We start from the raw sequence: 14,372 nt of genomic DNA on the forward strand, positions 1-14,372 counted from the left end.
GAGGAAATTCATTTGAAAGTAGATTATCTAGTTGCTGAAATAGGTAGTACAACCACTTTGGTTACAGCCTTTAATGCCATCTATGATGCTAAAGGCCAGGTTGTTGTAGATATACCTTTTCAAGGTAAAAGCTGTACTACAGTTTTAGACGGTGATGTAACTATAGGACTCAAAACTGCAGTGAAAGATATAGAAAATCAAATTGGAGGATCACTTACCTGGGACAGGATGCTGGCAACTTCAAGTGCAGCAGGTGGTCTTCGAATAACTGTTCATGGGCTAATGGAACAGATGACTGTTAAAGCTGCTAGAGAAGCTGCTCTGGGTGCTGGTGGCATTATAAAAATGGTTACTGCTGGTAAGATGAGAAAAAGTGATTTAAAGAGAATCCATGATATAAACCCCAACATGATAATGATTGCTGGGGGAACAGATTATGGCGAAAGAGATACAGCTCTTTATAATGCAGAACTTATAAGTGCTGAAAAATTTAGCATTCCTATTGTATATTGTGGGAACATTGAAAATCAGCAAGAAATAAAAGATATATTTGAAGGACAAGAGCTTTATATAATTGATAACGTTTATCCAATGGTAGATACCTTAAATGTGGAACCGGCAAGAAAAATAATACAAGAAGCCTTTGAAAAAAATATCGTAAAAGCACCTGGAATGAATAAAATAAAAGAAATGGTAAATGGAAGCATAATGCCAACTCCAGGAGCAGTTATGGAAAGCTCAAAAGTTTTATATGATATAATAGGAGACATCGTAGTCTTTGATGTAGGAGGAGCTACCACGGATGTGCATTCTGTTACTGATGGAAGTACTGTAGTTTTAGATATGCTAGTAAATCCTGAACCAAAGGCTAAAAGAACCGTAGAAGGGGATCTTGGAGTTTTTATTAACAGTAAAAATCTAATAGATTTACTAGATACACGTGATTTAGGTGAATTTACTAAGCAGCACATAACTCAGCACATAAAACCCATTCCCACAGAAGAGGATGATATAAATGCAAGTAGCCTGCTAACTAAAAAAGCACTAGATGTTGCAATAAGTAGGCATGTAGGATTTATAAAAAGGAAATATGATGGGGAAAGCGGATTTGTGGCTTATGGTAAAGATTTATCAGAAGTTAAATATATAATAGGCACCGGAGGCGCACTTACAAGACTACCAAAGGGAGAACCCATGCTCCTTGGAATAAGATATTTAAAGGATGAAGTTACAATGCTACCTAAAAAAGGTGCTAAAGTGCTACTGGACAAAAACTATATTATGGCCTGCGCTGGAGTTTTAAGTAGAGAAAATAAAGAAGTTGCCAAAGCACTACTAATTCAAAGCTTAGGCATAACAGTGGACATGGAAATTGCTAAAAATAGTGATCCAGTTAGAAAAAGGAGTGTAAGCATATGAAAAAAATTTACCCTTGTGTGGACGTAGATTTAGGAAAAATAACACATAATGCAAAAACAATCACAGACATGTGTAACAAAGTGAATATAGAGGTTGCCGCGGTGACTAAAGTGTTTTGTGCTCAAAGTCCCATTACCGAAGCTATACTAAAGTCTGGAATTAAAGGTGTTGCGGACTCTAGAATCTCAAATTTGAAAAAATCAAAAGATTTAAATTGTGAAAAATTGATGATTAGAATTCCGATGATTAGCGAAGCTTATGAAATTGTTAGGTATAGTGATACAAGCTTAAATTCAGAGCTTGCTACAATTAGGGCCTTATCAGTAGCTGCAAAAGATTTAAATAAAATTCACAATATTATTCTAATGGTAGATATAGGGGATTTAAGAGAAGGTGTCTTAATCCAGGATGCAACTTCCACTGCGAGTGAAATATTAAAATTAGATAACATTAAATTAATTGGACTTGGCACCAATGTTACTTGCTATGGGGGAGTAATTCCTGATAGCGAAAACTTAGGCATATTAATAAAGTTAAAAGGGGATTTAGAAAAAAGTTTTAATATAAGTTTACCTTTAATTTCAGGAGGAAATTCTAGTAGCCTTCATATGGTTATTAATAATACTATGCCAAAAGAAATTACTCAGCTTAGAATTGGAGAATCAATACTTCTAGGCAGAGAAACTGCTTATGGAAAGCCCGTAGCTAATTGCTATGAAGACGCTTTTATTTTAAAGGGTGAGGTAGTTGAAATAAAGAATAAACCAACAATCCCAACAGGCAAAATAGGAGTAGACGCTTTTGGCAATATTCCTCATTTTGAAGATCTAGGAATAAGAAAAAGAGCTATTATAGCAGTAGGAAGACAAGATATAAGGCTCGAAGGACTAGTTCCAGTGGACTCTGATATAACTGTCTTTGGTGCAAGTAGTGATCATCTAATTATAGATATAACTGATTGTAAAAAAGAACTATCAGTGGGTGATGTAGTGGACTTTAATGTAGACTATGGTTGTTTGATGGCAGCAATGACTTCTCCCTATGTTGAAAAATATTACAATAATTAAAACTAAATTTAAAAGGTATAACTAGAATATTAAATTTTGAGGAGGAAAATATTATGAAAAACAAGATAAGAGTGGTAGTTTGGGGACTAGGCGTTATGGGTAGCGGTATCGCTAAAATGGTTCTGAGTAAAGCAGGATTTACTATCGTAGGTGCTATTGATATGGATCCTAGTAAAGTTTCTAAAAAGCTTTATGAAGTCTTAGGAGTAGATGCCAGTGAAGATAATTCCTGTATAGTTACAAAAAATGCTGAAGATGTAATAAAAAAAGGTTATGCAGATGTTTGCCTTATGGCTACAGCTTCCTTTACAAAAGTGGTATTTCCATTAATAAAAATGGCAGCAGAAGCTGGCATGGATATCGTAACAACAGCTGAAGAAATGTCCTACCCAAGAGCACTAGACCCAGAATTGTCAAATGAAATGGATAGAATTGCTAAAGAAAATAAGATTTCCATATTAGGAACTGGAGTAAATCCTGGATTTATTATGGATTTAGTTGCAATAATGCTTACAGGAGTTTCGGATACCGTTGATAGCATAAATGCTACTAGAGTTAATGACCTAGCTTGCTTTGGAAAAGCTGTTATGGTTGAGCAAGGTATTGGGCTCAAACCAGAGGCATTTATGCAAGGAGTTAAAGACAATACAATAGATGGACATGTTGGATTTTTACAATCTTTTGGAATGTTTGAAGAAGCATTTAATATTAAGCTAAATAATATTAGACAAGAAAAATCACCAATTCTTACAACTATTTCACGAAACACAGATATTGTTTCCGTAGAGGCTGGTGATGTTGCTGGATGTAAACAAATGGGATATGCAAATTTAGGAGATAAATTGTTTATAACCATGGAACATCCTCAACAGATCAAACCAGAAATGGAGAATATTGATACTGGAGATTATATAACAATTAAAGGAGTTCCAAACTTAAACCTTCAAATAAAACCAGAAATACCAGGAGGAATTGCTACAATAGCTATATGTGTTAATATGATTCCACTTGTAATGAATTCAGAGCCAGGCCTTAAAACAATGTTGGATTTACCGGTTCCAAGAGCTATTATAGGAGATGTTAGGGATTTAATAAAGGTAAGAAAATAATAATGGAAAACATAAAAGTTATCATATGGGGACTTGGTGAAATGGGAACCGGTATTGGTAAAATGATACTTACTAAAGTGGGTATTGAAATTGTAGGTGCCTTAGATAAGGCGCCTTCAAAATTAGGGAAAGATTTAGGACAAATTTTAAACGTTGACAATATGGGGATAATTGTTAGCGATGATGCAGAGACACTAATTAAAGAAACAAAGGCAGACATAGTTATTCTTACAACTAATTCTTTTGTGAAAAGCGTATATCCAGCAATAAAAACCATAACGGAAAATGGTAAAAATTGTATTACAATTGCAGAAGAAATGACTTATCCTTTTGCTGTGGAAAAAGAATTATCTAAGGAAATGGATAGAATTGCAAAAGAAAATAATGTAACAATTTTAGGGACAGGTGTTAATCCAGGATTTGTTTTAGATACATTAATTATTACATTATCTTCTAGCTGTAGAAATGTAGCATCTATAAGAGCAGAAAGAATAAACGATTTATCTCCATATGGGCCAACTATAATGAGAACTCAAGGTGTGGGCTTAACTATAGAAGAATTTGAAGCTGGCATTGAAAATGGCTCCATAGTTGGTCACATAGGCTTTGCACAATCTATTCCAATGATTTCAAAAGCCTTAGGCCTTGAGTATGATGAGATAACTCAAACTCTCGAACCAATAGTATCAAATACTCATAGAGAAACTCCCTGTGTTAAAGTTAAGCCAGGTATGGTAGCTGGGTGTGAGCATAGAGCTGTAGCTACAAAAAACGGGAAACAAATTATAACACTAGAACATCTACTACAAATACATCCAGAATGTGAAGCAGTGGAAACTGGCGATTATATATATATAAAAGGAGATTCAGATCTTCATTTATCAATAAAACCTGAAACACCTGGTGGAATAGGAACTATAGCTATAGCTGTAAACATGATTCCACAAGTTATTGCTAGCAGGGCAGGACTTAAAACAATGATGGATTTGCCAATTCCTCATAATATAGAAAATAGTTTCGCAGAGCAAGTTAATTATTACAAAGGATAATTTAGGGGGATGTTCATAAATTATTGTCATATGTATCATATGAATGACAACTAAAGATGAGGTTCTAGTAAGCCTAAAATTCTCAAGGGGTTAGGTTTTATGCAGAAAAATAACTTACTACCTCAAAGATAGGATAAGAAAAAAGATACAGGAACTGATATTATTTTCAGTTTCTGTGTCTTTTTTTAATCTATCTGTAAGCTTTAATATTTAGCATATCAGAAATAGTTTTGATTTTATATCCTTTAGCTTCAAGTTTTTCAATAATTTGCGGCAATGCTTCAGTAGTTGCAATTTTATTATAATTACTATGCATAAGTATTATTTCACCAGGACGAACATTATTAATTACAGTATCAATAATATGATTTTTTTCCATTTGAGACCAATCAAAGGTATCTAGTGACCATATAGCCATTTTATAATTATTTGTCCTAAAAACATTGATAACTTTATTATCTATAGCACCATAAGGTGGCCTAACTATCAATGGATTTTTACCTATAAGCGTATACAATATATTATCAGTAGACTTAAGTTCTTTAGTAACTCCCTGTTCACTAAGCTTAGTTAAATCAGCGTGGGTATAAGAATGATTTAAAATCAAATGTCCTTCATTGAAAGCTCTTTTTACAACATTAGGATTAGCTTTAGCACCTTCACCTATGAAGAAAAAATTAGCTTTTATATTATACTTTTTTAATATATCAAGTACTTTGGGAGTTATATTTGAATCAGGACCATCATCAAAGGATAAGGATACAATTTTTTCTTTTGTTGGTCCATTTAAAAATATTACATCAGGGTTATCCTTTGCAAATTTAACTATATTATTTTTCCACTTTATATTACTTGCAAGTTGTTTTTCAGTAAATTTATCTGATGTGCCTAATGGATATAATATTGGGTTGTCTTTATTATAGGACGTGGTATATGTATTTGTTCTACCCGTAGCTAAAGCATTATTTGATTTGAAGAAATTAGCGAGTATTAAAGAATTTATTAAAGTCATCAATAATAATATGAAAATTAAAAAATTGGGTTTTTTAGTAAACATAATAATCTCCTCCTTGGCTTATTTTACCCTATAGTAATTTATAAAATTCTTGATTTGTGGATAAGTTTACGATTTTTCAAATTAAATATACCTTAAAGAGATACATCATATATTCCATTTTATAATAATCAAATTTTAAAATTCATATACATTAAGAAAAAATAGTTGAAACAAAAATTAAATTGTTATATAATGAAAATATTCAATATTATTGCAAAATATACATATAATTATAAGTAAGTGTATTTACATTCATTAATCAACAAATCAAGTAAATTCAATACTTTATATGATATTTTATACGAAAAAAGCAATTTTAAAGTTTTAAAAATGGGGGGATTAGATATGTTAAAGGTGAAAAATTACAGGTTGAAAGGATTTAAATTTATAACATTGATTTTTACTATTTGTTTTTTTGTATTTAGCAATAGGGTTTTTGCATTTGATTCTGTAAATAAAGATCCACAGAAAAATATAAGTATTAAGATTGATGAATACATGAATGAGCAAGTAAAACAAGGAAGGTTTAGTGGTTCAGTTTTAGTAGCTCAGAAGGGAAAAATTTTAATAAGTAAAGGATATGGTACTGCAAATTATGAACTTAATGTTCCTAATACACCAAAAACCATATTTCGAATAGGTTCGATTACAAAGCAGTTTACGGCACTTGCAATACTTCAGCTTCAAGAACAAGGAAAAATAAAAGTTGAGGATACTATAAATAAATACATACCTGATTATCCACAAGGTGATAAAATAACTATTCACCAGTTACTTACACATACATCAGGAATATTTAATTATACACAAATGCTTGATTTTAAGATTAAATGCAGATTGCATTATTCTCCTGAGGAATTAGTTGCAACTTTTAAAGATAAGTCTTCAAATTTTGAACCGGGTAAAAAATTTTTATATAATAATTCAGGGTATATATTATTAGGATATATAATTGAAAAAATTTCCGGAAAATCTTATGAAGATTATATAAATGAAAACATATTTAAAAAAGCTGGCTTAAGTAATTCAGGTTATGATCATTCGGAAAAGGTTATACCAAATAGAGCCATGGGATATGGCGTTGCTTCATCAGCAATTGTTAATTGTGATTTTATAGATACATCTTTTCCATATGCTGCAGGTTCATTGTATTCTACAGTTGAAGATTTATATAAATGGGATAAGATGCTTTTAAATGCAAAAATCATAAGTAAAAGTTCATGGGATAAAATGACTCATTCCTATGTGAACGTTGGAGATATGGGTACTAATACAAGCTATGGATATGGACTCTTTGTTGGAGATACGCAAATAGGAGATGTAAAGAAAAACACTATTTCTCATGGGGGTAACGTAAATGGGTTTGCAGCATACAATTGTATGTATACAAGTGATGATGTTCAGATTATTATATTAAGTAATCTAGAATTTGCAAGTCCAATGGATTTAAATAATGATTTATCAAAAATTATTTTTAATCAGAAATTAGATGTGCCTAAAGCGATGATAGTAGATCCGAAAATTTATGATAACTATACTGGAGAATATAAAATAGAATCTATTGGTGAAAGTATAAGTATTGTTAAAGAGAATAATAGTATTTTCGCTAATTTTGGAGGAACTGATAAATGTGAAATATACCAAACATATGAATCTAATGATAAGTCAATATATTTATGTAAATTTCTTCCTTATAAGCTTATATTCTGTAAAGATTCTAATGGTAAAGTTATTAAAATCGACATTATACTTGGAGGGGAAAGTTATAGCGGTAATAAAGTGAAGTGATTATATCATATATTAAAAAGATTAAGTAAGAAAAATACCAATGTCTTTTATATGGACAATTAACCGAACGGTTCTTAACTTCTTCATGTTTCAATGGAAAAAAATTAGTGAGATAAACTCTTTGGCTACGGTCAAAGGGTTTTTTTCATATCAATACCATTTGTAATAATACATAGAATTTTAGAAATAAAAAAGCGCAATTACTTAGGAATTAAAACAACAACGGGAGTCATATTCTACAGTATTTTCATAGAAAACTGCTACAATTATTTTTAAAAAATGTCCGTATGGGTTGTAATATTAAGTAAAATGGAGAAAAACTAAGCTGATTTAATATAATTATTTATTCTGGGGTTATATGAGCTTATATGATATAATAGTGGAATAGTATCAATAATAACTATGAAAAATATTTTAAGATTTTTTGTATCAATTAGGTGCAATCTAATAGATTAGATGAAAATACAAAATAATAAATAGAATTTAGGGGGAGAAAATATGAATATATGTATATTAGGTGGTGGAAATTTAGGTACACTTGTAATGGGAGATATCGGACGAAGAAAAGATATTTCTGTCCGATTATTGACTTCAAGACCAGATGATTGGAACCATATAATTGAGGTTTGTGATAATGATGGAATATTTAAATATTCAGGAAGGGTGGATATAATATCAAGTAATCCAGAGGAGGTAATCAGCGATGCGGACATCATTATATCCACGCTTCCATCTTATATGTTTAATAGAACCATGCAGAAAATAAAGCCTTTTCTTAAAGCAGGAGTGTGGATTGGCATGATGCCAGGTAATGGTGGCAGCGAATGCTATTGCAAGGAACTTATTGAAAGTGGTTGCACACTGTTTGGATTTCAAAGAGTTTACGGTATAGCTAGAATAAAAGAGTACGGAAAATCTGTGTATGATTTGGGTAAGAAAAAAGAACTTTTTATAGGAGCTATTCCATCTTGCAATACAACAGACGTATGTAAGGTAATAGAGGATTTATTTAATGTGAAGTGTAATCCGCTAGCAAATTATCTTCATGTTGCACTTACACCAGCTAATCCAATCCTTCATACTGCAAGACTTTATGAAATGTTTCACAATTATAGTGAAGGGGTTTATTGGGAAAAAATGATTAGTTTCTATACTGAATGGACAGACGAGACTTCAACAATTCTACTTGCTTGTGATGAAGAGGTACAAACACTGTGCCGTAGATTAGCTACAGTTGATTTGAAAAGAGTTGGTTTTGTAAAAGAGTATTTTGGAGCAGAAACACCCCATCAGATGACTGCTAAAATCAGCAATATGATTTCTCTTAAAAACATCCAATCACCAATGATAGTAACTGAGGAGGGGTATATTCCAGATTTTAAGTCAAGATACTTTATGGAGGATTTCCCATTTGGACTATGTATTATTAAGAGCTTTTCTGAAATAGTTGGAGTTGAAATTCCATTAATTGATAAAATTCTTATGTGGTTTGAGAAGGTTACTGGGGTTGAATATTATGTGGATGGTAAATTCGAAGGAAAAGATTTAAAAAATCTTCCACTACCACAAAATTTCGGAATAAATTCACCAGAAGATATTATTGCATATTATAGATAAAGTAGTGCCCCCACGTGGCAAGTGGCATGTGGGGGCTTTTAAGTAGAAATTCAAGTTAGTATAGAATTAGCGATGGTATTTTATATAATTAAAAGTAGTTAAGGAGTCCTTGGAAGTTATCTTCCGGGGACTTTCACTTTTTTTTATCTAGGGTTGAAGGATAATTAACAACAAAAAACCTTTACTACGTTCCAATTTATTGAATCACCTAGGGTTAAATGGAATAAACAGGTATTTGTAAAAATACGCATCTTATGCTTAATATCGCATGGTTTTTACATTTTTAGGAATATTTTTTTTGAATATACTACAAATTTTGTTTTATATTAGACGATTTCCACATATTTATATAGAATAATAACCACATATAAATAATGGGTTACATTGTGGAGACTGACATTCGGAAGCTTTAATCAAGAATTGCATGTTTACAAACTTATTTTAATAAAGGCAGGTGAAAATTTGAATTATATAGCCGTTATTTTTTCCACAATATTATTATCTTCTACAATTATTGCAGTTGCATTAGCAATATACTCAGTAAAGAGTACTATTTTGCCTGGAGCGAAGTATTTCACTCTTATTGCTCCATATGGAATGGATTATAGTGCTATATTACTGTCCCTTCTTCCATTCTTTATATGCTAGGGATTTTTAGGTTTAGAATCTTGAAAACCATACCTATAGCTAGAAATACAGTTTTTCATAATTCAAAGGATGGAATAATTATTCTTGATTACAATGAAAATATAATTGACTTTAATCAGGTAGCTATATCTATATTTGAAGGGTTAACTGATAAACATCTAAATCATAAATTTTATCACTTATTTCCTGAGTGGTTGGAAATAGGCGATTTATCTGAGAAAAATGAATCTTTTGAATTTTCTTTGACAAAATCAGGAGCTGAACGGTATTATTCTTTAGAAAATATACGACTAAAAACAAAGACCAATAGTACTTTAGGATGGCTTTTGACTGTAAGTGATATAACAAAGCTGATTAATAATCAAAAACAACTTGAGCTACAGATGTTGTTGCTAGATATGGGTTACTGTAATTATAATAATAGTGAAATAAATGTGACTGCAAGCTTTGGTGTAACAGGCTTCGAAAATTATTCAGCCGAGTCATCTGTTCAAATACTTATAAAGGCAGTTGATCTGGCACTATATTCAGTAAAAACTAGTGGTAGAAATAAAGTTGCTTTTCAGTCAGTTGAAAGTCAATGTAACATAAATGTTTGATAATGGTGAACTAAGGAATGAATTAAAAATGCCAGCAAAGTATATTATACACTTTGTTGGTATTTTGTATTAGAAAGGTAAAGTTTGACCTTCCATCTGTATATCTACAAGGGAGATGTAATAAATGGTAATTGTATATGGAAGGTGATTTATTCTAATATCTGCTTGTATAAAAAATTTTATCATTGTATAATTAAAATTGCTGTTTTTGCTAGTTTATAATGAAAATCTTGAAAATATTATAGAGAATAACTATAAAATATAAAGAAAAGGATGGAAAATATGACTAAAAAACTAAATCTAATTAAAAGACTAATTCTATTTTTTGTAGGAATGAGTATAATACAGATTGGAGTAGCTTTGTTTTTAAAAACTAATATTGGTTCCGATCCATTTACTTTATTTACTCAAGGATTAGCATTTTTATTAAAGAAAACACCTGGAAATGCTAATATGATTATTTTATTTGTATTGTTTTGCATAATACTTTTAGTTGAAAGAACTCGTATAAAGATAGGAACAATTATATGCGTGATTGGAGTAGGACCCATTATTGACCTTGGAGTAAAGGCCGTTTCATTTATTCCAATTGAATCTTTAAATATTGGTATAAAAATACTTTTAGTTGTATTCGGTTGTGTTCTAATTGCAATCGGTTTTTCTATACTTTCAGCAAGTAATCTAGGTGTTGCACCAAATGATATTATTTCATTTATAATAAAAGATAAAACTAATTTAGAATATCGTTGGATTCGTATGGCATTAGATGTTAGCTTTTTAATAATAGGCTTTGCGCTAGGCGGAATATTTGGTATAGGTACAATAATATCTGCATTATTAACAGGTCCATTCATACAATTTTGCCTTCCATATGGAGAAAAGTTGGTAAATGCTATTGTTAAAAATCAAGCTGAGGATGAAACTGAAGAAAATATATCCTTAGGAGCTTAAATTTAAAAGCTAACGGTGTACCAAAAGCTGAATTTTTGGAACAACGTTAGCTTTTAGAGTATATCAACAAAAAATATTTGCTACCTTTCAATTTATTTTGCTAGAAAATGTTATTGTAAATCCAAGTTGCATACCTGCGCGCTAAATAATCATTAAAAGTCAGTATGTGGCATCCACGACCTGAAAGCGCATTTAAGAATGCAGGGAACACAGCGGCTAAAGTTTTCCCTTCACCGGTCTGCATCTCTATTAATTTCCCCTTATGCATAGCTATGCCAGCAATCAGTTGCTCGTCGTAAGGAGTGAGGCATAATACTCTTTTAATCGCCTCTTTTGCAAGCGCAAAGGCTTCTATAATTATGACATCTATAGATGTATCATCTAAAATCTTACCCTTGAGCTCATGTGATTTATTTAGAAATCCGATGTTATCCAATGAATCAAATTTAAGACAATTTATTTGATCTACTATTTTCTTATAACTGCCATATTCTGATTTTTTTACTAAATTATGAAAATCTCTTCTAATATTAATGGACATATGGATCACCACTTTCAATATAAAATAATTTAATTTTCAATTAGTCCCCATTATGTTTTATGATAATACACTAACTTTATTGAAATTATAGCATATTTTTACCAGCCAGAGGTATGAAATTCGGCTACTGAAGTTAAAAAAACAACTCAGAAAGCAACAATTAGAATATCTCAAGGTATTTACAGTAATCTACAAATATTGAAGGATAATAATATACCAATATCGAATTACGTAAAATAAGCTATTAATGAGTTTGGGAAAGCTGGGTAGTCACTTTAACATATATCGAATATGGAGATGATAAGCAATGGTTAATGAAGTTAGAAAACTTAAAAATGACATTAAAAATAATAAAATATTATCATATGTTAATTTAGAAAAAAGGTTGTATGAAATTAGCAATAGTTTATGGAAAGGTATTTTAAATATCAATGAAGATAATTTAAATAATATAAGTCTTCTGCATAACTTTCTTATAAAAGAAGTTTGTAGTATACATAAGCAAGAAGAGGATTTACATAATGCAGAAATTTATAAAAATAGTTTAAGCTTTAAGTGCATAAAAAATCAATTAATAGATGGCAAACGAGCTTTTAATATTTATTCTTTTAATGATGAAACATATGAATACTATTTTATTGGTGATATTCATTCAGATGTAACAAGCCTTAGAGCCATACTTAATTCCTGTAATTTTTTTAATACAATGACTAAATTTAAAAATATCCGTTTAATATTTTTAGGTGATTATGTGGATAGAGGTAAATCACATCTTGAAACTATAGAACTTGTATTGCTCTTGAAATATTTATTTCCGAATAATTGCTACCTTCTAAAAGGGAATCATGATGGCGGTTATATTGATAATAAAGTGGTCTTATGTGTTAAGAAGCAGGAAAGTCTGGGTGAAGCAGGTTATTTTTTATATCATGTTTTTAATTTAACAAAATATAATCAAAGCTTTAGTATTGAAACTGTACATAATTATGTGAAATTCTTTAATAGTTTATGCAATATAGCTCTATTGGGTTTTAAAGATATTAATATACTTGCTGTTCACGGAGGAATTCCAAGGCCTAAAACCACTAATAATGAATCCAATTATTTTTCCTATATTAAATCACTTTCTCAGCTGGCTGATGAAACAATTCTTGATGAACTAAATAAAACTATATTTCATAATATGTTATGGAGTGACCCAAAAGATATAATTAATGAAAAATCTTTGCTAAAAGCAAGATTTAACTTTAACCAAGAACATTTTAATCAATTTATAAATATTCTTGGCGTGGATTTATTAGTCCGTGGACACGAAGCTGTAGAAAATGGAGTCACTCAATTTTTTAATGGAAGATTATACACTATATTTTCTAGTGGTAAAATTTTAAATAAAAACAATGAAAATACTAATATGCATACTGCTTATTGCGATGTATCACCTAAAATATTGAAATTACACAATAAAAGAGATTTACTAAGTGTACCTGTGAATGTATAACGCTTGTTGGGATTATAGTTTGTGGTTGCTCAATGATTGTCCTCCATATGTCCTAAGTACCAATATTCGTAAAAGGTGTATTAAGGGATCAATTTCGACTTACATTAAATAATAGGCTCCTCCTATAATTTAGATATTTGCAAATAACACCGGATTGATAACGGTGTTATTTTTTTGTAGTATTAAAGAATAGATATATTGAATTATACTTTAGGTGTAAATCCACAATAGCCTATCTCATCGCATCTTCTTTTCATATCATTCCATACTTCTTTTCCTTGTATAGATTCTATTGCTGTAGGGTATAGAATATAGTTTTCTTTAAATATGTGATCTCTCATATTAAATATAATATATTTTGCTGTCTCATCCACTTTTGATTTGAATTCATTGAAGTTTAATTGGAAGGCCCCTTCTGTTGTCATTTTCAAAAATTCTTTTTTTGCTTTTAAATCCCCATGTTCCATTCTCATAATTCTAGTTGGACCAGTAATCTCTCTGTTTTCCATCTCAGTAAAGAGCACTTTTTCTTCTCTTTGGTGGTGATTTTCTGCATCTAATATATTAAATATAACAGTCTTTAATTTCTCTATTTCTTCTAAACTGTTATCATAGCTTTCAATCTTTTGAATTTCAGTATTAATTTCTTCAAGTTGTGTCAAAAATTCGAGAATTTTATCATGCTCAGCAATAAGGGTATAAACAACATGACCTGGTTCAATTTTCGTTTTGATTTTATCAAGTTCGTCTTTTAAAACTTCCATATGTATATCACAAAGATGTCTTAAATCTTGAGGCTTCATTCCTTTTTCTATTAAATTTTGTTCTGCAATTGAAAGTTCAATAGGACTTATATTTGAAACAATGTCTAAAGCTTCTTTTCTTAGAGATTCAGTTATACCCTCTTCATTTAATTTTTGCAAAACTTGAGTTAGTTTTTCTATCTTTTTATTATCCATTTTAAAATCTCCTCTATAACTCTATTTTTTAGATTTCTTATTCCCATGTCATAATTCTACTTAAATTTGA

At 30.5% G+C, this 14,372-nt stretch carries 12 protein-coding genes; 9 read left to right on the forward strand and 3 right to left on the reverse strand.

What is annotated here, in order from left to right:
- Positions 1-12: 12 nt before the first annotated feature.
- Genes Ctaglu_RS06565 through ord (Ctaglu_RS06580) form a run of 4 tightly spaced genes read left to right on the forward strand, consistent with a single transcriptional unit; the run spans position 13 to position 4,644 of the window.
- Positions 13-1,419: a GlmL-related ornithine degradation protein gene (locus tag Ctaglu_RS06565; protein WP_124999284.1), complete on the forward strand. Its 1,407-nt coding sequence runs from the start codon at positions 13-15 to the stop codon at positions 1,417-1,419.
- Positions 1,416-2,486: an ornithine racemase Orr gene (gene orr / locus Ctaglu_RS06570; RefSeq protein WP_124999286.1), complete on the forward strand. Its 1,071-nt coding sequence runs from the start codon at positions 1,416-1,418 to the stop codon at positions 2,484-2,486. The genes Ctaglu_RS06565 and orr overlap by 4 nt, the downstream gene beginning before the upstream one ends.
- Positions 2,487-2,539: 53 nt before the next feature.
- Positions 2,540-3,595 carry a 2,4-diaminopentanoate dehydrogenase gene (gene ord / locus Ctaglu_RS06575; protein ID WP_124999288.1) on the forward strand — a complete coding sequence of 352 codons (1,056 nt, stop codon included), beginning with the start codon at positions 2,540-2,542 and terminating at the stop codon, positions 3,593-3,595.
- Between the two features lie 2 nt (positions 3,596-3,597).
- Positions 3,598-4,644, forward strand: a complete 1,047-nt coding sequence (ord, locus tag Ctaglu_RS06580) for a 2,4-diaminopentanoate dehydrogenase (RefSeq protein ID WP_124999290.1) — start codon at positions 3,598-3,600, stop codon at positions 4,642-4,644.
- A 190-nt stretch (positions 4,645-4,834) separates the two neighbouring features.
- Here ord (Ctaglu_RS06580) and Ctaglu_RS06585 read toward each other — a convergent pair whose 3' ends face one another.
- Positions 4,835-5,701, reverse strand: coding sequence for a polysaccharide deacetylase family protein (locus Ctaglu_RS06585; protein WP_124999292.1), 867 nt, complete (start codon positions 5,699-5,701; stop codon positions 4,835-4,837).
- A gap of 345 nt (positions 5,702-6,046) precedes the next feature.
- Between Ctaglu_RS06585 and Ctaglu_RS06590 the strand changes: the two genes are divergently transcribed.
- From Ctaglu_RS06590 to Ctaglu_RS06605, 4 genes are all read left to right on the forward strand, one after another.
- Entirely contained in the window at positions 6,047-7,489 is a 1,443-nt protein-coding gene (locus Ctaglu_RS06590; protein ID WP_185732603.1) for a serine hydrolase domain-containing protein, read from the forward strand.
- A 498-nt stretch (positions 7,490-7,987) separates the two neighbouring features.
- A complete protein-coding gene (locus tag Ctaglu_RS06595) occupies positions 7,988-9,106 on the forward strand; it encodes an NAD/NADP-dependent octopine/nopaline dehydrogenase family protein (RefSeq protein WP_124999296.1) in 1,119 nt (372 codons plus the stop codon).
- Positions 9,107-9,774: 668 nt separating this feature from the next.
- Positions 9,775-10,353: a PAS domain S-box protein gene (locus tag Ctaglu_RS06600; protein WP_185732604.1), complete on the forward strand. Its 579-nt coding sequence runs from the start codon at positions 9,775-9,777 to the stop codon at positions 10,351-10,353.
- Between the two features lie 282 nt (positions 10,354-10,635).
- Entirely contained in the window at positions 10,636-11,304 is a 669-nt protein-coding gene (locus Ctaglu_RS06605) for a YczE/YyaS/YitT family protein (protein WP_124999300.1), read from the forward strand.
- Positions 11,305-11,404: 100 nt separating this feature from the next.
- Here the strand turns inward: Ctaglu_RS06605 and Ctaglu_RS06610 are convergent, their stop codons facing one another.
- Positions 11,405-11,845, reverse strand: coding sequence for a hypothetical protein (locus Ctaglu_RS06610; protein WP_124999302.1), 441 nt, complete (start codon positions 11,843-11,845; stop codon positions 11,405-11,407).
- Positions 11,846-12,152: 307 nt separating this feature from the next.
- Between Ctaglu_RS06610 and Ctaglu_RS06615 the strand changes: the two genes are divergently transcribed.
- The gene (locus Ctaglu_RS06615; RefSeq protein WP_124999303.1) at positions 12,153-13,343 is read left to right on the forward strand and encodes a metallophosphoesterase family protein; all 1,191 of its coding nucleotides are present in this window, start codon (positions 12,153-12,155) and stop codon (positions 13,341-13,343) included.
- Positions 13,344-13,546: 203 nt separating this feature from the next.
- Here Ctaglu_RS06615 and Ctaglu_RS06620 read toward each other — a convergent pair whose 3' ends face one another.
- Entirely contained in the window at positions 13,547-14,302 is a 756-nt protein-coding gene (locus Ctaglu_RS06620) for a DUF438 domain-containing protein (RefSeq protein ID WP_124999305.1), read from the reverse strand.
- Positions 14,303-14,372: the final 70 nt, after the last annotated feature.

This window comes from Clostridium tagluense (assembly GCF_003865095.1).
Lineage (GTDB): Bacteria > Bacillota > Clostridia > Clostridiales > Clostridiaceae > Clostridium_AD > Clostridium_AD tagluense.

What these genes read in the sequence shown, in the direction of transcription:
- Ctaglu_RS06615 (WP_124999303.1), top strand. Translation starts at nt 12,153, where the DNA reads ATGGTTAATGAAGTTAGAAAACTTAAAAATGACATTAAAAATAATAAA.
- Ctaglu_RS06620 (WP_124999305.1), bottom strand. Translation starts at nt 14,302, where the DNA reads ATGGATAATAAAAAGATAGAAAAACTAACTCAAGTTTTGCAAAAATTA.
- Ctaglu_RS06595 (WP_124999296.1), top strand. Translation starts at nt 7,988, where the DNA reads ATGAATATATGTATATTAGGTGGTGGAAATTTAGGTACACTTGTAATG.
- Ctaglu_RS06585 (WP_124999292.1), bottom strand. Translation starts at nt 5,701, where the DNA reads ATGTTTACTAAAAAACCCAATTTTTTAATTTTCATATTATTATTGATG.
- Ctaglu_RS06605 (WP_124999300.1), top strand. Translation starts at nt 10,636, where the DNA reads ATGACTAAAAAACTAAATCTAATTAAAAGACTAATTCTATTTTTTGTA.
- ord (WP_124999288.1), top strand. Translation starts at nt 2,540, where the DNA reads ATGAAAAACAAGATAAGAGTGGTAGTTTGGGGACTAGGCGTTATGGGT.
- Ctaglu_RS06590 (WP_185732603.1), top strand. Translation starts at nt 6,047, where the DNA reads ATGTTAAAGGTGAAAAATTACAGGTTGAAAGGATTTAAATTTATAACA.
- Ctaglu_RS06610 (WP_124999302.1), bottom strand. Translation starts at nt 11,845, where the DNA reads ATGTCCATTAATATTAGAAGAGATTTTCATAATTTAGTAAAAAAATCA.
- ord (WP_124999290.1), top strand. Translation starts at nt 3,598, where the DNA reads ATGGAAAACATAAAAGTTATCATATGGGGACTTGGTGAAATGGGAACC.
- orr (WP_124999286.1), top strand. Translation starts at nt 1,416, where the DNA reads ATGAAAAAAATTTACCCTTGTGTGGACGTAGATTTAGGAAAAATAACA.